Source organism: Delftia sp. NA_296.1, from assembly GCF_052692095.1.
The window spans coordinates 282,179-301,769 of record NZ_JBQZGF010000006.1; the positions used below are offsets into that span (position 1 = coordinate 282,179).

Annotated in this window: 21 protein-coding genes; 9 read left to right on the top strand and 12 right to left on the bottom strand. The window is 65.8% G+C overall.

What is annotated here, in order from left to right; genetic code table 11:
- The first annotated feature begins 193 nt into the window (after nt 1-193).
- Complete coding sequence (locus tag ACUTR7_RS17230; RefSeq protein WP_065346235.1) at nt 194-634, top strand: hypothetical protein; 441 nt, start codon at nt 194-196, stop codon at nt 632-634.
- 215 nt (nt 635-849) lie between these two features.
- On the opposite strand, the gene ACUTR7_RS17235 is transcribed toward ACUTR7_RS17230, so the two are convergent.
- From ACUTR7_RS17235 to ACUTR7_RS17250, 4 genes are all read right to left on the bottom strand, one after another.
- On the bottom strand, nt 850-1,368 hold the full coding sequence (locus ACUTR7_RS17235; RefSeq protein WP_239971698.1) for a hypothetical protein: 519 nt from the start codon (nt 1,366-1,368) through the stop codon (nt 850-852).
- 103 nt (nt 1,369-1,471) lie between these two features.
- Entirely contained in the window at nt 1,472-2,551 is a 1,080-nt protein-coding gene (locus ACUTR7_RS17240; RefSeq protein ID WP_445609381.1) for a hypothetical protein, read from the bottom strand.
- A gap of 223 nt (nt 2,552-2,774) precedes the next feature.
- Nucleotides 2,775-3,254, bottom strand: a complete 480-nt coding sequence (locus tag ACUTR7_RS17245) for a GNAT family N-acetyltransferase (RefSeq protein WP_123693844.1) — start codon at nt 3,252-3,254, stop codon at nt 2,775-2,777.
- 155 nt (nt 3,255-3,409) lie between these two features.
- Entirely contained in the window at nt 3,410-3,847 is a 438-nt protein-coding gene (locus ACUTR7_RS17250; RefSeq protein ID WP_216294393.1) for an acetyltransferase, read from the bottom strand.
- Between the two features lie 628 nt (nt 3,848-4,475).
- On the opposite strand from ACUTR7_RS17250, the gene ACUTR7_RS17255 reads away from it, so the two are divergent.
- Nucleotides 4,476-4,856: a hypothetical protein gene (locus ACUTR7_RS17255; RefSeq protein WP_445609382.1), complete on the top strand. Its 381-nt coding sequence runs from the start codon at nt 4,476-4,478 to the stop codon at nt 4,854-4,856.
- A gap of 34 nt (nt 4,857-4,890) precedes the next feature.
- On the opposite strand, the gene ACUTR7_RS17260 is transcribed toward ACUTR7_RS17255, so the two are convergent.
- The 6 genes from ACUTR7_RS17260 to ACUTR7_RS17285 form a co-directional block, all read right to left on the bottom strand.
- On the bottom strand, nt 4,891-6,177 hold the full coding sequence (locus ACUTR7_RS17260) for an arsenic transporter (RefSeq protein WP_445609383.1): 1,287 nt from the start codon (nt 6,175-6,177) through the stop codon (nt 4,891-4,893).
- Between the two features lie 89 nt (nt 6,178-6,266).
- A complete protein-coding gene (locus ACUTR7_RS17265) occupies nt 6,267-6,770 on the bottom strand; it encodes an arsenate reductase ArsC (protein ID WP_445609384.1) in 504 nt (167 codons plus the stop codon).
- A 39-nt stretch (nt 6,771-6,809) separates the two neighbouring features.
- Nucleotides 6,810-7,133, bottom strand: a complete 324-nt coding sequence (locus ACUTR7_RS17270; protein ID WP_013801883.1) for an ArsR/SmtB family transcription factor — start codon at nt 7,131-7,133, stop codon at nt 6,810-6,812.
- Nucleotides 7,134-7,290: 157 nt separating this feature from the next.
- Nucleotides 7,291-7,995, bottom strand: coding sequence for an SDR family oxidoreductase (locus ACUTR7_RS17275; RefSeq protein ID WP_046989091.1), 705 nt, complete (start codon nt 7,993-7,995; stop codon nt 7,291-7,293).
- 28 nt (nt 7,996-8,023) lie between these two features.
- Nucleotides 8,024-9,025: an NADP-dependent oxidoreductase gene (locus tag ACUTR7_RS17280; protein ID WP_445609385.1), complete on the bottom strand. Its 1,002-nt coding sequence runs from the start codon at nt 9,023-9,025 to the stop codon at nt 8,024-8,026.
- A gap of 73 nt (nt 9,026-9,098) precedes the next feature.
- Nucleotides 9,099-9,704: a TetR/AcrR family transcriptional regulator gene (locus tag ACUTR7_RS17285; protein ID WP_013801880.1), complete on the bottom strand. Its 606-nt coding sequence runs from the start codon at nt 9,702-9,704 to the stop codon at nt 9,099-9,101.
- 70 nt (nt 9,705-9,774) lie between these two features.
- Here ACUTR7_RS17285 and ACUTR7_RS17290 point away from each other — a divergent pair, with 70 nt between their 5' ends.
- The 4 genes from ACUTR7_RS17290 (at nt 9,775) to ACUTR7_RS17305 (ending at nt 13,582) form a co-directional block, all read left to right on the top strand.
- Nucleotides 9,775-11,085, top strand: coding sequence for a flavin-dependent oxidoreductase (locus tag ACUTR7_RS17290; RefSeq protein ID WP_269198762.1), 1,311 nt, complete (start codon nt 9,775-9,777; stop codon nt 11,083-11,085).
- Nucleotides 11,086-11,216: 131 nt separating this feature from the next.
- On the top strand, nt 11,217-12,119 hold the full coding sequence (locus tag ACUTR7_RS17295) for a glutamate ABC transporter substrate-binding protein (protein ID WP_043782268.1): 903 nt from the start codon (nt 11,217-11,219) through the stop codon (nt 12,117-12,119).
- Nucleotides 12,120-12,122: 3 nt separating this feature from the next.
- Nucleotides 12,123-12,785, top strand: a complete 663-nt coding sequence (locus ACUTR7_RS17300; RefSeq protein ID WP_034395807.1) for an amino acid ABC transporter permease — start codon at nt 12,123-12,125, stop codon at nt 12,783-12,785.
- Nucleotides 12,782-13,582 (top strand): amino acid ABC transporter permease, encoded by an 801-nt coding sequence (locus ACUTR7_RS17305; protein WP_445609386.1) that lies wholly within the window; start codon nt 12,782-12,784, stop codon nt 13,580-13,582. Before ACUTR7_RS17300 ends, ACUTR7_RS17305 begins: the two co-directional genes overlap by 4 nt.
- Nucleotides 13,583-13,588: 6 nt before the next feature.
- On the opposite strand, the gene ACUTR7_RS17310 is transcribed toward ACUTR7_RS17305, so the two are convergent.
- Complete coding sequence (locus ACUTR7_RS17310; protein ID WP_445609387.1) at nt 13,589-15,046, bottom strand: MFS transporter; 1,458 nt, start codon at nt 15,044-15,046, stop codon at nt 13,589-13,591.
- 128 nt (nt 15,047-15,174) lie between these two features.
- Here ACUTR7_RS17310 and ACUTR7_RS17315 point away from each other — a divergent pair, with 128 nt between their 5' ends.
- The 3 genes from ACUTR7_RS17315 to ACUTR7_RS17325 all read left to right on the top strand — a co-directional run bounded on the left by ACUTR7_RS17315 (nt 15,175) and on the right by ACUTR7_RS17325 (nt 18,430).
- Entirely contained in the window at nt 15,175-16,113 is a 939-nt protein-coding gene (locus tag ACUTR7_RS17315) for a LysR family transcriptional regulator (protein WP_445609388.1), read from the top strand.
- A gap of 139 nt (nt 16,114-16,252) precedes the next feature.
- Nucleotides 16,253-16,936, top strand: a complete 684-nt coding sequence (locus tag ACUTR7_RS17320; RefSeq protein WP_034395797.1) for an energy-coupling factor ABC transporter permease — start codon at nt 16,253-16,255, stop codon at nt 16,934-16,936.
- 330 nt (nt 16,937-17,266) lie between these two features.
- The gene (locus ACUTR7_RS17325; protein WP_445609389.1) at nt 17,267-18,430 is read left to right on the top strand and encodes a GGDEF domain-containing protein; all 1,164 of its coding nucleotides are present in this window, start codon (nt 17,267-17,269) and stop codon (nt 18,428-18,430) included.
- A 42-nt stretch (nt 18,431-18,472) separates the two neighbouring features.
- Here ACUTR7_RS17325 and ACUTR7_RS17330 read toward each other — a convergent pair whose 3' ends face one another.
- Nucleotides 18,473-19,552: a glycosyltransferase family 9 protein gene (locus tag ACUTR7_RS17330; RefSeq protein ID WP_445609390.1), complete on the bottom strand. Its 1,080-nt coding sequence runs from the start codon at nt 19,550-19,552 to the stop codon at nt 18,473-18,475.
- Nucleotides 19,553-19,591: the final 39 nt, after the last annotated feature.

A 19,591-nucleotide genomic window follows, 5' to 3' on the forward strand; every position in this document is an offset into this window, starting at 1 on the left:
AGTTGAACTTGATGGTCTCTGGCTGCAATCTCCAAGAATCGGCATCCAGGGGTTTCCGCAGCCCTTGTCGGCGACCACCTCGGCCCGGCCCCTTGGCAACGATTCACCGTGCCATCAGGCAAAATCCGGAACATCGGGAACGCTTGGCGTCAGGTCTGCCGAGAGGCCCAACTTGAAGAATGGAACAGTATCAATGGCACTGACGAAGAAGGGCGAGTTCTGGTACGGAACAACTTCCGGCGACACCCAAGCCGAGCTGCGCAGCTACAGCGTTGCGAATGGCCATGAGGCCGTCCGGTTTGCCTCGTCCAAATGCGATTGCGGGTGCCGGACTTTTGCGCTGCAGACGGATGAAGAAGCCGGCGTGGCCATCCGCACCTGCACCGACTGCGGGCAGGAACACCTGATGGGCGACAGCGCGGAATATGTTGAAGAGGCCACCCCCGAGGCACACGAGTGCGTGTGCGAGAACGAGACGTTCGAACTGGTGTCCGGCGTCTCCGTGTACGAGGGCACACACGACGTGCGCTGGTACTACATCGCTTGCCACTGCGTGGAATGCAACCTGGTTGGGGTCTTCGCAGACTGGAAGTGTGAAGCGGGTGATGCGGCGGCCTTCCTCGCCAAGGTATGAGCGCGTGCCTCCCGGGGTTCCTGCTCGCAGACTAGAGCGGCCGAGGAGTGTCATGAGGTGGTCGGTGGACCTGGCTGTATCAATGACGGCAACCGCTGCACTGCCGTCCTTGCCGACGGCAGCTGCAGGCTGGTTGCCAACGTTCAGCGGAGACAACCAGACGACGACTCTCGACCCGACGCGGGCGTAGGTTTTGCTTGAAAGCAGTCGTCCACTCACCCGGCGTAGTCCGGCCAGCATTCCTGTGGGTTGTTGCGGCAGAAGTCATGTGCCTTCAAGAGCCGAGTTCGCGTTAGCCGCTGATTGCCATCGCCGGCAAGCGAGGCGTCGCACTGCTGCGAGAGCCACGTGATGAAAAGCTCCGCACTCTGAAATTCTGTTCGCTCGTCCCTGTGGTTTGGGTAGGCAGCGAGTTCCTTCTGCGATTCTCTAGGCGTGAGCAAATGCCCGTCCACCACTGTGCCGTATACAAAGGTGCCATCGAACTCCCGAAGGCCCATGCCGCAGTAGTCGCGATGGCGATAACAGAGTTGTAGTCCCTGCTGGAGAAGTTCAGCAGTCCGCTCGCTGAGTTCCTTTCCGATGGGAATAGTGGCCAACGCCTCTGCATTGTGAGCCGACTTCGCGGCCGCGCGCTTTTGCCTTTTCCTCCGAACAGATAGTAGGAAAATCGTTACTCCAATGATGGGGAGCGGGGCGACAAAGAGAAATGTCTCCCAAACCGTTGCCTGCATTTTTGCTGTCCTTGACACTCGATTCTGGGCCGACGCCCGGTGACGCGCGGTGCGGGACGATTGGCCACACCACCCCGCGATTGACTTGCCCGCACACGCGCCTTCAACCCGCCGGCTCCAGCCGCTCCAGAACATAGCGGCCCCGTTGAGCGATGGATGGCACAGGGTCCGCCGCCAGTTGCAAGGCAACGGGAAGCGCCTTGCCTCCCAGCGCCTTCATCTCACGGGACAGCGCCTCCGCAGCCTCCCGCCGGACATAGGCGGAACGGTCGCCGGCAGCGCTGGCCAAGGTCTCCAGAAAGGGGACGGCGACATCCAGATGTCGCTGCCCGAAGACCGCTTCCATTCGGCCTAAGTAAAGCCCCTTGTGAATCCACCGCCAGCGGCGCTCCTGCAACCAGAGCACTTTGCCCATCAGCAGTGCGCGATAGGCCCGCGCACGCACAGCGGGCTGGATCGCATCCCGCGCAATCGTGTTCCAGTGCGCATCCAGCACCGCCGTTCGTGACACTTGCGCCAGCAGTTCGGCCATCGGGCCCGATGTTCCGGAGATCACCATGTGCCGTATTCCATCTGCTACACCGGGTTGCTCCAGCAACTGATCCAGCACCTGCCGGTCCACCGCCTCCAGGCGGCCCCACTCCGTCCAGAAAGGCAGCACCGCCCTGAAGGCTTCCCCTGTCTTTTCCGATCCAGCAGCGGTGGCCAGCGCCGGCAGGCACTGCCTAGCCGCGCTGCGCACCTGCGGAACCCAGTCGTTCAGCCGACGCACTGCTAGCGCCAGTACGAAGACACTCACGGGAGGAACTACCTCACTGGTCGCGCGGCCCACGCGCGGCAACCAACCCTTCAACATCAAGGTCCATAAGGTAGTCGCCGCAGGCCCGGCCAGCACGGCACGCAGCGCATGCTCCCGGTCGAAACCACTGCCGCTGCACAAAGCAATCCATGCCGTGCCCGGATGGCGAAGCAAATGCTTGCCGACCGGTCCCGCCCCCCGGTACGCATCCACAGCGCCCCGTATCACCTGCTCCCACTGTGCCATGCGGTCCAGAGGCAAAGCCTCCGTCCGCTCCGCCAAAGCTGCCCTAGCCGCTTCACCGGGCACGCCCGATGCCGCTGCCTCGATCACCTTCAGGACAGCCTCTCTCAACCCATTCGCCGCATCCTGCATCACCCGCATCCGCCCTCCCTGGCTGGTCTGTCTTGTTCTCACACGCAGTATGCCGCCAGCAGCCGATCAGGCGCTCGAGGTGCGTTTAGACGTTTGACCGTGCTTGCCGACGCGGAAGGCATGCAACCTGGTTGGGGTCTTCGCAGACTGGAAGTGTGAAGCGGGTGATGCGGCGGCTTTCCTCGCCAAGGTATGAGCGCGTGGGATCAAGACGCGCTGCTCAAAGATCTGGTCAAGCGGGTTTGCCGGGTGCATGCAGGCGATAGCGCAAAAAACGGGTCCCCTCGATATCCAATGCGCCATCTGGCCGAAATCCCAGCTTGAGAATCCCTTTTATTCTGGTTCTTGAAGGTGGCAGCAAAATCGTGATGGAGTTCAGCCCCAAGCCAGTGAATGCACGTTTCACTATCTCTTGATAGATGGCCTTGCCACTTCCCCAGAACTTGGGGTGAAGCACCAAAGCGAGGTCGGCATCACCTTCCTCGTACTGCAAGCCGCCCCAGCCGGCAAATTGCTGATCAATTTCAAACGCCCATGGCCCATAGCCGTATTGCTGCCACTGGGCATCCTTTTGCCGAGCCCATTCATTTGCTTTCGCCAGGTCGAAATTCGCACTTCCAAGCGGCATTTGTCGCAGCACATCTGGATTGTTGTTCAGCGAAACAATATGAGCCGGATCAACTTCAGTGAGCCGCTTAAATTTCAAATTCATGCCTGTATCTGGTTGTCTATCCATCAAATTCAAAGCGTACAAAAACGGTGGTTGCCGACCGTGTATCTGAGCGTCAGCCAAGGGGGCAGCCGTCCACAGTAAGGGGTTGCTGCTGCTGCAAGGCAGGCCCCATGCGAGCTGCGGCCTGCTTCCAGCTAGCCCTGGTATCGCAGGTGAATAAGAGGATAAGGGCGTCCCTGCGAATCCACCTCCGAACGTCCAGTTTCAACGAACCCCATCCGTTGATAGAAGCCAACCGCTTGGGAGTTCTGCATGTTGACGTCTGTGCTCAATTGCCCGTGCAGCGCCAATCCATGCTGCAACAACCTGCGGCCGATGCCGGTGCCACGGACATCCGGATCGATGAACAGCGCCTCCATGTGCGTGCCATCGATCAGCATGAAGCCATGGGGCTGGTCATGTTCATCGACAGCAACAGTCACCGGCGCATGAGGCAGAAACTCGACCACTTCGGCATCAATGGCCTTTCGATCATCGGGACTGAGAAAGTGATGGGTGGCGTCTACGGAACGCCGCCAAAGGTCAACCAGGGCGGCGCCATCTTCAGGACGTGATGTGCGGAGTGTGTACATGGCAACTTTGCAAATGATTCAGCGTTGCGTGAAGTATGACGGTACACACCTGCGAAGTCGTCGCGGCTCCTGTGGAATGCGCTGAACGCCGGCTTTGTGTCGCCAGCGCCTATCCGTGGGCCGCGATAGCGGATTTCCAGGAGTCCCCTGGATCATCGCCGGCTACTTCCGTCGCTGGGCTGGGTTGACCCTTGGTGCTCGGATGACTGATATGCGGCCTTGATCGAAAGCTGACGATACGGGCATGAGTGCCAGCAATCGCTGCATCGCTGTCATCGACACCAACTGCGCGAATGGTGACTTAGGGCCGACAGCAGACAACTCCACCGCTACGAGCTGCCTCCCCAAAAACGTCGCGCCCCCTCCCCTCCCGCGCTATCATCCGCCCCGGCCCCCTGTCCCGGGGCTGATGCTTCAAAACATCCGTCGTATAGCGGCACAGCCTCTCCGAAAGCGAGGCTTGGTACACCGAATCCATCAGTCAATGCAGATGCAATGGCCTGTGGATTCGATCCGCAATGGAGCACGGAACAATGAACGCCGTTTCTCTCGCCTGCGCGCCGTCTTTTGGCGCAGCCCCTCCCTCATGCCAGCCCTTTGTGCCCGGCCAACTGCGGAGGGACATGGCATGAAGCCCGCCCAGCCCACCCCCACCACAGACAGCCACAGCACCCGGCAGCTGTCCAACGCCCTCACCCAGGTAGACCATCTAGTGCAGCAAGGCTGTGCAGAGATCTCCGCCATCGCCCAGCTGGCCCTGGCATGGCTGGAGACGCCCAAAGGCCATCGCCACATGGACGTGGTGGCCCGCGCCCTGCAAAGCATCCGCGACAGCGCCGAGACGCTGGCCGACTACGCGGGCACCGAGGCCCAGGCCATGGGCTGCGGGTTCGAGGACGCGGCCGAGATGCGCCGCGCCGAAGCGGCCGAGGCGGCGGCAAAGGCCATGGCCCACCTGTTTGAACGCCGCGCCAATGTGCCGATGCCTGCGCAGGACGGCAGCAGCTGATGCGCCAGCGCGCCGGCCGGCGTTCAGACCACACTCAGCCCACACTCAGCCGCAAGGCAAGCGCGACCAGCGTGATGGCAAGGACCGGAAGGGTCAGGACGATGCCGACGCGCAGGTAGTAGCCCCAGCCAATCGTCATGCCCTTGCGGGCCAGCACATGGAGCCAGAGCAAGGTGGCCAGGCTGCCGATGGGCGTGATCTTGGGGCCGAGGTCACAGCCGATCACATTGGCATAGACCATGGCTTCCTTCACCAGCCCCGTGGCCCCGGAGTGTTCGATGGACAGGGCGCCCACCAGCACCGTGGGCATGTTGTTCATCACGGAAGACAGGCCCGCCGACAGAAAGCCGGTGCCTATTGCGGCGCCCCACACGCCGCCGCCTGCAAAGACTTCCAGCACCTTGGCCAGGGCGCCGGTCAGCCCAGCGTTGCGCAGTCCGTAGACCACCAAGTACATGCCCAGCGAGAACACGACGATCTGCCATGGCGCGCCCTTCAGGACCCGGCCTGCGCTGATGACCCGGCCATGGGCGGCGACGGCCAGCAAGAGCAGCGCACAGGCCGCGGCCACCGCGCTGACGGGAACGCCCAGCGGCTCCAGCCCGAAGAAGCCCAGCATCAACAGCGCCAGCACGGCCCAACCTGCGCGGAAGGTGGCCAGGTCCCGGATGGCGGCCGATGGCGGCTGCAGGCGCTCCAAGGCGTAGGTGCGGGGCAGATCCTTGCGGAAGAACAGGAACAGCACGCCCAGGCTGGCGGCCACGGCAACCAGGTTCACCGGCACCATGACCGATGCATAGTCGTTGAAGCCGATGCCGAAGAAGTCCGCCGAGACGATGTTGACCAGGTTGGACACCACCAGCGGCAGGCTGGCCGTGTCCGCGATGAACCCTGCCGCCATGACGAATGCCAGGGTGCTTGCGGCAGAAAAGCCCAGGGCCACCAGCATGGCCATCACGATGGGCGTCAGGATGAGCGCGGCGCCATCGTTGGCGAAGACCGCAGACACCACGGCGCCCAGCAGCACGATGAAGGCAAACAGGCGCCTGCCGCTTGCGCGCCCCCAGCGGGCCACGTGCAGTGCAGCCCATTCGAAGAACCCGGCCTCGTCCAGCAGCAGGCTGATGATGATGACCGCCACGAAGGTGGCGGTTGCGTTCCAGACGATGCCCCAGACGACGGCGACATCGGCCCAGTGCACCACCCCCAGGGCCAGTGCCACGATGGCGCCGAGCGACGCGCTCCAGCCGATGCCCAGGCCTGCGGGCTGCCAGATGACCAGGACAAGGGTGGCTGCAAAGATCAGGAGGGCCGCAAGCATGTGCTGTTTTCTTCGGGGATGTGCAGGCGGCAGAGGGAGCCGCAGCGGTGTCGGTGGTGGGCGTCGGTGGCAGGTGTCAGTGGCAGGCTTCAGTCACGGGCCAGGTCGCGGGCAGACTGCTGCAGCGCGTGCCTGGCCAGGGAAGATGGCGGCAGGTTGACGAGCCGCTCCAGGCGCTGCCGCATGGCCAGCAGGGTCTGGCGGAATGCGGCCTGCCGGCCTTGGTCGCTTCCTTCGGCCTGCGACGGGTCCGCGTAGCCCCAGTGCGCGGTGGCGGGCTGGCCCGGCCAATAGGGGCATGCCTCGCCAGCGGCGCTGTCGCAGACGGTGATGACCAGGTCCATAGGGGGCGTATCAGGCGCGCTGAACTCGTCCCAGCTTTTACTGCGCAGGCCTTCGGTGCACACGCCCGCCTGCTCCAGCGCCGCAATCGCCAGCGGATGGGGCTGCTGGTTGTCGCGGGGGCTGCTGCCTGCGGAGTAGGCCTTGAAGCGCCCGCCGCCGAGGTGATTCAGAAGGCCTTCCGCCAGGATGCTCCGGGCAGAGTTGTGCGTGCACAGAAACAGGACGTTCAGGGGTTTGTCGGAAGTCATGGCAGGAAGTGTTCGGGGCGGGGAAACCGGGGAGCAGCGTCAGCAGGACTTGCAGGACATGTCGGCCACCTCGCATGACGCACCTGCACAGCAGTTCTGCGTCAGGAAGCCGAGCAGGCCGTTCATGCGCTCATAGGCGGCGCGGTACACCAGGTTGCGGCTGGCCCGCTCCTGCGTCACTAGGCCCGAGCGGGTCAGCTCCTTGAGATGGAAAGACAGCGTGGTGTTGGCGGCGCCCAGGCTTTCTGCCATGACGCCCGGCGTCAGCCCCTCGGGCCCGGCCACGACGAGCGCGCGGAAGATGCGCAGCCGCAGGGGGTGGGCAAGCGCGGCCAGGGATTCGACGACTTCAGATTCATCCATGGGCGAATCATACGATATTTCAACAAATATGGAAATATAGGCCAAGCCGGCGCCGACCGATCGTGCCAACCCATGCCACCCCATGCGGATGGGCACCCATGACTGGCCGCCGCGCCCGGTTGCCGAAAAAGCGCAGCCAACCGGGCACGGTCCGATCTCAGGCGCCCTGCGGCAGATAGCTTGGCCGGGCCGCCGTCATGCCGCGCTTGACCTGCTGGGTGAGCTCGTCGGCCAGCACTTCGTCGAGCCCGGCCTCCAGTCCATCCAGCGCGCGGCTGACGATGTCCTCGGGGCTGGACTTCGGCGCGTCAAGCCCGCGCGTGAGGTCCGTGTCGACATAGGCCATGTGCAGGCCCAGCACCTGTGTCTTCTGCCCTGCAAGCTCGCTGCGCAGGGCGTTGGTGAGCGACCAGGCGGCCGACTTGCTGGCCGAATAGGCGGCCAGCTCGCCGCCGTTCACCCAGGAGGCTACCGACAGCACATTGAGCAAGGCTCCGCCGCCGTTGGCCTTGAGAACCGGCGCGAAGGCCTGGCTCATGCGCAGCACGGCGAAGAAGTTGGTCTCGAAGATGCGCCTGGCGACCTCTTCGCTGTCGGGCGCCATGAAGCCGCCGGGCTGGGCGATGCCGGCGTTGTTGATCACCAGCGTGACGTCCGACGCCTGCGCCGCGGCGGCGGCCACGTCCTGCGGGCGGTTCACGTCCAGTTGCAGGGCATGCACGCCGGGCTGGGTGACGGTGGCGGGGTCGCGCGCGCCGGCGTAGACCTTGCGGGCGCCACGGGCAAGCAGCTCGCGTGCGAAAGCCAGGCCGATGCCGCGATTGGCGCCGGTGACGAGAACAACAGCGTTTTCAATTTTCATGGAGCACTCCAGGGGGGGGGAAACAGATTCAATGGATCTTGATGACGACCTTGCCCTTGGCATGGCCGGCTTCGGCATAGGCAAGGGCCTCGTTGGTGGACTCGAATGCGAAGACCTTGTCCACGACCGGGCGGATGGCGCCCGCTTCGATGAGGCGGGTGATCTCGCGCAGCTGTGCGCCGTTGGCCCGCATGAAGAGGAAGGAGTAGTCAATGCCACGGCCTCGCGCCCGGCGCCTGATGCCGGAGCTGAGCAGCCGCATCACCAGCCGCACGAATGCGGGCGCCGCGATGTTTCTGCCAAATGCGGGATCGGGTGGGCCGGAGATGGAGACCAGCTTCGCGCCGCCCTTGAGAACGCGCAGGGATTTGCCAAGCGTCTTGCCGTCCTGGCTGTTCAGCACCACGTCGTAGTCGCGCAGGACGTCCTCGAAGTCCTGCGTGCGGTAGTCGATGACGACATCCGCACCCAGGCTCCTGACCAGCTCGAAGTTGGCCGCGCTCGTGGTGGTGGCCACAGTGGCGCCCAGGTGCCTGGCCAGCTGGATGGCGAACGTGCCCACGCCGCCGGAGCCGGCCTGGATGAAGACCCTTTGCCCCTTCGTCAGCTTCGCTGTCTCCACCAGTGCCTGCCAGGCCGTCAGGCCCACCAGGGGGATGGAGGCGGCCTCTTCCATCGTGAGCCCCTTGGGTTTTGGCGCCAGCGACGACTCCTTGACCGGCACGAACTCCGCGAACGTACCGATCCGGAAATCGTCCGTGCGTGCATAGACCTCATCGCCGGGCTTGAACTGCCGCACGCGCGGGCCGGCCTTGACCACCACACCGGCCACGTCGTGGCCCAGGATCAGGGGCAGGCGATAGGGCAGGATGAGCTTGAATTGCCCGTCCCTGATCTTGGAGTCCAGCTGGTTCACGCCTGCGGCATGGACCTGGACCAGGACTTCGTCGTCACGCAGCTGCGGCTCGGGTACTTCTGCCAGTTGCAAGGCGCGGTTCGCTCCATAGCTTTCCAGAATGAATGCCTTCATGGCTTTCCTTTATATGATGATCATCATATGTAAAGACGAAAAAAATCCAGGCACATGCACAGGGCATGCGCCATCACTGGCCGGCCGGCGCCAGGTGCTTGAGTGCTGCCTCGCGCAGGCTGTCGGACAGGGCCGGATCGTCCACCGCCCGTGCCAGCAGCAGGCTGCCGACCATGGTGGACAAGGTGACGAGCGCGCGCTCATGGGCACCGGGCTGTCCCCAGTCCGGCGATTGGCGGGCGATGAGATCGACCATTTCCTTGATGTGGCCCGTGGCCACGCGGCGCACCTCCGGCGCCTGGCGCGAGGTCTCGGAACCCAAGGCCGCCAGGGGGCAGCCCACCTCGGCGCGCTGGACATGTTCCTTGGAAAGATAGGCGGCCAGCATGGCCTGCAGCACCATGCCGGGCGGTGCCTTGGCCACCACGTCGGCGACGGCGGCGCAGGACTCGGCGCAGGCCTTGCCCGCCGCTTCGGCCAGCATGGCGTCGCGCGAGGCGAAATGGGCGTAGAAGGCGCCGTGCGTCAGGCCCGCCTCCTTCATGATGTCAGCCACCCCGGTGCCGCCATAGCCGCTGCGGCGGATGGCACGCGCCGCCACGGAGACGATGCGCTCATGCGTGGCCTCCTTGGCGGAGGCCCGGGCGCTGGAATTTGTGTTTCGCATGATGATCATCATACATTGTTTGCGCCATGCACGCGCCGCAGATGGGACATCCGCCCGCAGCCATTGCATGGACAATCCCGGCATGTCTGCTGCTGCTTCACACAACAATCCATCCCGCCCCGTGCTCATTGCCGGCGGCGGCATCGGTGGCATGGCCACCGCCCTCACGCTGCACCAGATCGGCGTGCCCTGCATCGTGTTCGAGTCGGTGGCGCAGTTGCAGCCGCTGGGCGTGGGCATCAACCTGCAGCCGAACGCGGTGCGGGAACTGCATGATCTGGGTTTCGGCAACGATGTGCTGGACACCATCGGCCTGCAGGCGCGGGAATGGGCGCTGGTGGGCCGCAACGGCAACGAGGTATATGCCGAGCCGCGCGGGCTGCAGGCGGGCTACCACTGGCCTCAGTACGCGGTGCACCGCGGGCAGTTGCAGATGATGCTGTTCAACGCCGTGCGGGAGCGCCTGGGCGACGACGCCGTGCAGCTGGGCCGGCGCGTGGTGGGCTACCGGCAGGATGCCGAGGGCGTGACCGCGCTCATCGACACCCGCGATGGCCAGCGGCTGGAGGTGCAGGGCTCGCTGCTGGTGGCGGCCGATGGCCTGCACTCGGCCGTGCGCGCGCAGATGCACCCCGCGCAGCCGCCCATCCAGTGGGGCGGCGCCATCATGTGGCGCGGCACCACGCCGGGCGTGCCGGTGCGCACCGGTGCGTCCTTCGTGGGCGTGGGCTCGCTGCGCCATCGCGTGGTGCTGTACCCCATCACGCCGCCGGACCCCGTCACGGGCCTGGCCACCATCAACTGGATCGCCGAGATCACGGTGGACAACGACGGCGGCTGGCAGCAAGGCGACTGGAACCGGCGCGTGGCGCTGGAGGAATTCATCCACCACTTCGACGGCTGGGACTACGGCTGGCTGGACGTGCCGGCCATGCTGCGCGGCGCCACGGATGTCTTCGAGTACCCCATGATCGACCGCGACCCCGTGCCCACCTGGGTGGACGGCCGCGTGGCCTTGCTGGGCGATGCGGCGCATGTGATGTACCCAGTGGGCTCCAACGGCGCCAGCCAGGCCATCGTGGACGCGCGCGTGCTGGGGGCGCAGTTGCTGGACCACGGCGTGGGCCCGCAGGCGCTGCGCGCCTATGACGACAGGCTGTGCAAGGACATCTCGGCCCTGGTGCTGCGCAACCGCGGGGCCGGCCCCTTCGGCCTGCTGGGGCTGGTGGACGAGCGCTGCGGCGGCGTCTTCGACCATATCGACGAGGTGCTGCCGCGCGAGGAGCGCGAGGGCTTCATGGCCCGCTACAAGGCAGCGGCCGGCTATGCGATCGAGACGCTCAATGCCGCAGCCCCCACCATCGCGCCCGGTCGGCGCATGGCCGGCACGTGACCGGCGCATGACCGGCGCGTGACCAGGGACTGAGCCCTTGTGCGGCAGCAAGGGCCGCGAGTCGCCATAATCGGCCCTTGCCCCTGGCAGCCATCCCCAGATTTACATCACAGACCAAGCAGGAAGACCACATGCCCATCAAATCCATTCTGAAATCCACCGTGGTGACGCTGGCGATCGTGGGCAGTGGATCGCTTTTTGCGCAGGGCGCGCCCCTGAACACAGCGGCGTTTGACGCCCTGGTGGCGCAAGGCCCCGTCGCCGACGCCGCGACCATCGCCTCCAGCACCTGGGCCAGCAAGATCAAGCAGACCGGCACGCTGCGCCTGGGCAGCACCCAGACCTCGAATCTGTTCTCCCTGCTCAACGAGAAGGACGGCAAGATCCGCGGCTTCGACGCAGGCCTGGCCCAGCTGCTCACGCGCTACATCCTGGGCGATGCGTCCAAGTACCAGTTCGCACAGGTGACCTCGTCCACGCGCGAGCAGGTGCTCATCAACAACCAGGCGGACATGGTGATCGCCACCTACTCCATCACCCCCGCACGCGCCGAGAAGATCTCGTTTGCCGGCCCCTACTACACCTCGCAGGCCGGAGTGCTGGTCAAGGCAAGCAACAAGACCGTGCAGTCGTACAGCGATCTGGCAGGCAAGAAGGTGGCCACGCAGGCCGGCTCCACGGGCCCCGCCATCCTGGCGCAGCACGCGCCCAAGGCGGTCGTGCAGGAGTTCCAGACCCACCAGGAGGCGCTGGACTCCCTGCGCCAGGGCCGTGTGGATGCCTATGTGACCGACTACACGCTGCTGCTCAACACCCTGAGCCTGGGCACCGGCGACGCGCGGCTGGCAGGCGCGCCCTTTGGCGCCCAGGATTCCTACGGCATCGGCCTGCCCAAGGGCTCGGACGGCGTGGCCTTCATCAACGCCTTCCTGAAGAAAATCGAAGCCGATGGCACCTGGGCCAAGCTGTGGACCATCTCCATCGGGCAGCGCACCGGCAGCACGGCCGTTCCCACGCCGCCCGCCCTGCCCTGAACGATGGGTGACATCTCCCGGCTCCTCGCCGACCACGGGCCTGCCTTCTGGCAGGCCCTCTTGCTGACCTGGAAGCTCACCGCCTTCTCGTTCCTGCCCGGCTTCCTGCTGGGCGTGGTCGTGACGGTGCTCAGGCTGCTTCCGCTGCCGCCGCTGCGCTTCGTGCTGACCGCCTACGTCGAGATCTTCCGCAACATTCCCAGCGTGGCGCTGCTGATCTTCATCGTGTTCGCGCTGCCCGATCTCAATGTCGTGATCGACTATGAGCCCAGCGTGATCCTGGCCCTGACCCTGGTTTGCTCCGCGTTCACGGCGGACTATCTGCGCGCGGGCATCAACACCATTGCCGGCAGCCAGATCGAGGCCGCGCTCAGCCTGGGCATGCGGCCCATGCAGATCATCTCGGCCGTGGTGCTGCCGCAGGCGCTGCGCTCGGTGGTGCAGCCGATGACGTCGCTGCTCATTGCGCTGATGCTGTCCACCTCGCTGGCGTCCCAGGTGCCGCTTGCGGGCCGGGAGCTCACGGCGCTCGTGTCCAAGATCGCCAACGACTCCGCCGCCGGCATGGCCGCGTTCGCGGTGGCCGCCGCCCTGTACGTGGCCACCGGATTGCTCATTGCCTGGGTGGGCGCCATCCTGGAAAAGAAGCTGCGGATACTGCGATGAGCCGTTCTCTGGAAGACATTCTGTTTGGCGCGCCCAGCCCGCAGGCCAGGAAGATCACGCAGGTGGTCAGCCTGATCGCCGCGGCCGGACTGATTGCGCTGGCTGCGGGCGTCGTGTGGCGTTTTCATTCCGCAGGCCAGCTCGAGGCCCGGTTCTGGGAATTCTTCGCCTGGCCCACCACCTGGGCCTTTCTGGCCAAGGGCCTGCTCGGCACGCTGGCATCCTCGGCCATGGCCGCCGTGATTGCGCTTAGCCTTGGGCTGGTGCTGCTGGCGGGGCGCCTGGCGCGGTCCCGCATCGTGCGCTGGCCCAGCATCGCCGTCATCGAATTCCTGCGCGGCACGCCCACGCTGCTGCTGATCTATGTGTGCTTTCTGGTGCTTCCCGCAGCCGGCATCAAGCTCGGCACGTACTGGATGCTGACCCTGCCCATAGGCCTGAGCACCGCCGCCGTGGTGGCCGAGGTCTACCGCGCAGGCGTGCTGGCCGTCCCTCGCGGCCAGACCGATGCCGCGCGAAGCCTGGGGCTGACCGAGGTCCAGGTCTTCCGGTTCGTCGTCTTCCCGCAGGCCCTGCGCTACATCGTCCCGGCCCTGGTCGCGCAGCTGGTCATCGTGGTCAAGGACACCACCTTCGGCTACATCGTCACCTACGGCGAGCTCATGCAGAACGCCAAGGTGCTCATCGCCAACTACCACGCGCTGGTGCCCGTGTACCTGGTGGTGGCGGTGCTGTACTGCCTGGTGAACTACGCGATATCGAGGGCGAGCAGGCGGCTGAGCCGGCCGGTGCACTGAGCCTCGTCACGAACGGCTTGTCGCGAGAGCACGGCTTGCAACTGCCATTGCCATGGCCAGGGCAACGACGATCAGAACGGCCGAGACTGCGAACGTGATCCGCATCGCGTTGGCAACGGCCTCGGGATGCGCCGTGGCGATGTCGGGCGTCTTTGAAGCGAGCGCGAAAACCGTCCCCATCATGGATGCCCCGGTGATGAGCCCAAGGTTGCGCGACAGGCTGAGCATGCCCGAGATGACGCCGCGCTGATCTGGATGGACATTCGCCATGACGGCCGTGTTGTTGGCCGCCTGGAAGAGCTGATATCCAGGGGTCAGGACGACGATGGCAGCAACGTATCCCGCCACGCCGAACATCGCCGCAAGCACGGACAGTGCAAATGCACCCGCCGCCATGGCGATGAGCCCGACGATGGCCATGGATGGCGCGCCCCAACAATCGACGGCACGGCCAGAGGGGACACCGCTCAATATCGCGATCAACGGGCCCACCGCCATCACGATGCCAACAATGGCTTCGTTGAGCCCGAGCGCACGGGCGAGGTAGAACGGCCCCACCACCAGCGTCGACATCATCACCGTCGAGACGAGCGCGTTCATGGCAAGGCTTGCGCTGAAGCCTGGATCACGGAACATCGCCAATCGAATCAAGGGCGATGCGGCTTTCGCCTCGGCAAGCACGAAGAGCACGGCACCCAAGGCAGTGGCCAACACAAGAGCCCCGTTGAGCGGACCGAAACTTCCGCGACCCAGCGTCATGGCCAGTGCGTACGCCACAAGCGTCACAGCCAGCAGCAAGGTGCCCAGATTGTCGAAGCGGGCCCGCCCCGTCTTCTCCCCCCGGCAATCGGCGGGCAGGTAACGGTGCGCGAGAACCCATGCCACGATACCCAGCGGTACGTTGACGAGAAAGATCGCCTGCCAACCGAGTCCGGCGATCAGAATGCCGCCCAGCGATGGACCGAGAGCGGTGCCCATTGCGGACATCGTTCCGAGCAGTCCCATGGCGCTGCCGGTCCTTTCCTTCGGCACCGTCCCGGCGACAAACGCCATGGTGAGGGCCATCATGATGGCCGCGCCAAGACCCTGCACCGCCCGGGCGGCAACCAGCAGCCGGAGCGTGGGCGCCAGGCCGCAAAGGACCGAGGCCAGCGTGAACAGGAAGATGCCGACCAGCAGCAGCCGTCGGCGGCCCATGACGTCACCGAGCCGTCCGACGCTGACGATCAGGGCGGTGATGGCCAGCAGATAGGCAAGGACGACCCACTGGACCTGCTGGAAAGAGGCGCCGAACGCCTGAGCCAAGGTCGGCAACCCCACATTGGCGATGCTGGTGCCCAGCGATGACAGCAACATCGATAGCGAAAGGCTGGCAAGCACCCACCGAATCGACGGCGTCTGCGCTGCACTGTCAGCGGCTATCCCATCTCTTGCTGTCGTGACTGATTTTGGTGTGATTTTCATCGTTGGTGACTCCCGAAATTGAGCTATCGGAAGCGTAGTTCCCTGCCCGGCATGGCGGAAGGCGCACCACTTTCACTTTATTCGTGCGTCTGGCGCCATGTCACCACACGCCGTGCTACGGTCGATCCATGTCAAGACCTGATCTCAACCTGCTTGTCACCCTGGATGTGCTGCTTGCGGAAGGCAACGTGGCGCGCGCCGCCCAACGGTTGCGGCTGAGCCCGTCAGCGATGAGCCGGGCGTTGGCGCGTTTGCGGGAGACGACGGGCGATCCGCTGCTGGTCCGGGCCGGGCGCGGCCTCGTTCCCACACCTCGGGCGCTCGAACTCCGCGAACGGGTCAGCCAGCTCGTGCAGGACACGGAAGCGGTTTTGCGCCCTGCCGAGCAGCCCAACCTCCAGCAGCTGGTCCGAACGTTCACACTGCGGACCAGCGAAGGCTTTGTGGAGAATTTCGGACCGGACCTGATTGCCCGCGTCGGCGAGCAAGCGCCTGGCATTCGCCTTTGCTTTGTGCACAAGTCAAACAAAGGGAGCGGCCCGCTTCGCGACGGCACGGTCGATCTGGAGACCGGCGTTGTCGGGAGCACGATAGGTCCCGAGGTGCGTGCGCAGGCGTTGTTCCGAGACCGTTTCATTGGCGTCGTGCGAATGGGGCACCCGCTGAGCCAGGGCGAGATCACGCCCGCGCGCTATGCGGCCGGCAGGCATATCCTGGTGTCCCGGCGAGGGCAGGACAAGGGGCCCATCGACGAAGCCTTGAGTTCTCTCGACCTGCAACGGCAGATCGTTGCGGTCGTTGGCGGCTTTTCAGCGGCGCTGGCCTTGGCCCGGGCCTCCGACCTGATCGCCAGTGTTCCCGAACGGCACACGGGGAACCTGCGTGCCGGAATGCACAGCTTCCCCCTTCCGGTCCCTGTGCCGGAGATCACGGTTTCACTCCTGTGGCACCCGAGGCTGCATGCCGATCCGGCGCACCGGTGGCTGCGCGGGTGCGTACGGGAAATCTGCGCGGAACAGCACAGCGATTCCTGGCCATGCGAAAAAGCGGCCGAGAGCCCGGCGTGAAACCGATGGCTATCCGAAGTGCGGCAGCGTGAAATGAACATGGCGCAGCACACCGTCCCCGGCTATGCTCGGTGCCTTTGCCGCTGCGCAGTCGGTGCCCGCCGGCTCTCCAACGGACCTTGCCTGTTCAGGACCTCCCATGCACATCGAACCCGGCGTCGTCAGCCCCGAGAAAATCGCCCTCAGTTACGTCACTGCCGCAGCGGCCTTCGGCCTGACCGCCGCCCTGGCACGGCAAAGCCTGCGCGACAACGGCGGCGCGCTCGCGCTGCTGGTGCGCAGCGTGATCACCACCGCGCTGGTGTTCAGCTTCTTCGAGGTGTTTCCGCATGAGCCGGTCGGCGTATCCGAGGTCCATCTGATTCTGGGCTCGACCTTGCTGCTGATGTTCGGCGCGGGTGCTGCGGCCATTGGCCTGGCGTGCGGCCTGCTGGTCCAGGGCCTGTTCTTTGCACCCTTCGACCTGCCGCAGTACGGCATGAACGTCACCACCTTGCTGGTGCCGCTGTATGCGGTGAGCCAGCTGGCGCGCCGGCTGATTCCGGCCGGCACGGCCTATGTGGACATCAGCTACCGGCAGGCCCTGGCCCTGTCCACCACCTACCAGGGCGGCATCGTGCTGTGGGTGGCCTTCTGGGCCATCTACGGCCATGGCGCCAGCCTGGCCACCATGACCGAGGTCGCAAGCTTTGGTGCCGCCTACATGTGCGTGGTGCTGGTGGAGCCCCTGGTGGACCTGGCCGTGCTGTGGCTGGCCAAGCGTCTGGCCGCCTTCACGCAAGGACCGCTTTTCAATACCCGCCTGCACGCAGCGGCCATCTGACAGCCGGCTTCCCGGTCACCGCACCCTTGGTGCTCCGCTGTGGCGGGCTGTTCACGACTCCAGCCGCATCCGCGCTGACCAGCGCCACGGCGGCTGCATCACGGAAATCAGGCCGAAAATCAGGCAACGTGCTCCCGTTCACGGGCCGCCCGATCCGTGACTTCCACCCAACGGACTGCCGCGCAGCAAGGGCCTGAAGGCCCGCATCCTGCGACAATTCGGCCCGCGCGCTCCGCTCCATTTCAATGCGACGGCCCCGACCTGCGCCGCATTGCGCCTTGCCTGGCAGCTATTGCACGGGGCCTGCCTGCGCCGATATCTTCATCGTCCATGGTTCTCGATCCCTTCACCCTGCTCGTTCTCACCACGGCCATGGCCGCCGCCTCGGCGCTGTATCTGGCTGCGGAATGGGGCAGCGTGCGCGAACGCTCGCTGCTGCTGTGGAGCGGGGGGTTTGCCATCATCGCCGTGGGCTGTGTGCTGGCCCTGCTGCGCTCCAGCGGCCATGTGCTGCTGGGCATCTGGTTTCCCAACGGCTTGCTGATCTGCGCGCACTGGCTGTTCCTGGCCGGCGTTGCCGCGTTCACGCACACCCGGCTGCCGCGCCTGTGGTGGCTGGTGGCCGTCGTCTGGCTGGCAATGCTGCTTATGCCCAGCGGACCGTGGTGGTCCAGGGCAATGCTGGGCATCCAGTCGCTGCTGATCGCCGTCATCAGCCTGCGCGCCGGCCTGCTGCTGCGCCCGCACGGCGGCACGCTGGGCGTGGGCGCGGCGCAGCTGCGCTTCGTTCTGCTGGCCCACGGCCTGTTCTATTTCGCCAAGGCCGCCTCGGCCGTGGCGCTGGACACCTTCATCAACCTGGCCAATTTCCACGGCACGGTGATCCTGGTCTCGCTGGTGGAAGGCGTGATGGCGATCATGCTGCTCGCCATGTCCATGACCGGCACGGAGCGCCATCGCCGCGAGGAACGCATCGCGCAGATCGCCGCCCGCGACCCGCTCACCGCCCTGGACAACCGCCGCGCGCTCTATCTGCGCGCACCCCAGCTGCTGGAGCAGGCCTCAGCGGCCAGCCCCTGCGCCCTGCTGCTGATCGATATCGACCACTTCAAGCAGGTCAACGACCTGCACGGCCACGATGCCGGCGACCGCCTGCTGCTGACCCTGAGCGACCTCATCCGCAGCGCGCTGCCGCGCGGCGCACTGGCCGCACGGCTGGGCGGTGACGAGTTCGTGATCGTGCTGCGCAGCGTCGACCACGCGGCAGCGCAGGCGCTGGGCCAAGACTTGCGCGAGGCCTTCGCGCAGCAGGCGCGGACCATGTTCGAGACGCCGGAGCCGGTGTCGCTGAGCATCGGTGCCACCCTGTTCGACCAGCCCGGGGTGGAGCTGTCCCACTGGCTCAAGCAGGCCGACGAAGCCCTCTACACCTCCAAGCGCAAGGGACGGGACCGGATGGAACTGGTACCGCTTGCGCCCGGGCGGCCGCACTGAGGGCGCCGAGGGTGCCGAGGGTGCCCTGGCCCTGGGCATGCCTCACGCCAGCTCTTCATCCGCCAGCGCCAGCGCTGCTTGCGCCAGCAGTTCGGCGGCATGCGCATCGCTGCCGGGGGTGAAGACCCGGTGGCGCTGCGGGTCCAGCGGCGGGCCCCGGTCCACTTCGCCGGCTTGCGAGGCGACCACGCTGCGCGTGCCCAGGGCAGCAGCCATCATGGAGACGGTGGTGTTGTTGCACACGGCCACGCTGGCCGATGCCAGCGCCGCGCCCAGCATCCAGATGTCGGTGCGGCCGCTCAGGTCCAGCGCGGGGTGGCGCATTTGCGCGGCCACCGATGCCACCAGGGCGCGCTCGTCCTCGCTGCCGGTGAGCACCACTTCCAGCCCCGCCTGCGCCAGCCGGTCGGCCACGCCCGCGAAGCCGCTGGCGGACCAGCGGCGCACAGCCAGCCGCGCGCCCGGGTGCACGATGGCGTAGCGGCGGCTTGCGGGCAGCAGCGGGCGGACGCGGGCGCGGTCATCGGCATTCAACGGCAGGTCCAGCTTGAGGCCGCGGCGCGGCAGGCCCATGTAGTCGGTCAGGGCCAGCAGGCCCAGCACTTCGCTGCCCTGCCCGGGCCAGGGCACAAAGCGCAGCGCATCCGCCTCGGGCACCCAGTCATCGGGGTCCGCAAAGCCCGCGTTGCGGCGCGCGCCAAAGTTGGCGACCAGGGCATTGGTGTTGCGGCCCGAGTCGTGCAGCTGCACCACCAGGTCAAAGCGGCGCGAACGCATGCGGCGCTGGAAGAAGCTGTATTCATCGGCCTTGGCCGAGGGCACGCCGGGCAGACCGGGCCAGCCGGGAAACAGCTCGAAGTCATCGACCGAAGACAGCCTTTGCGCCAGGCCTTCGGCCTCGGGCAGCCCGATCAGGGTGATTCGTGCCTTGGGCCAGGCCGCAGCCAATGCACGCAGAACGGGCGTGGCGCACAGCAGATCCCCAAAGCGGCGCGCGCGGAACACGCCGATTCTGCGCAGCTGCGGCAAGACGGCCGACCTGCGGTGGTCCGTGTATTTGCCGGACCTGAGGGCCGGGGTTGAATCGGCCAGCCTCAGCAAGGGGTGATTCATGGAATTCATGGGCACTCTCCGCCTGTGGTTGCAGGCCAGGGATACGTA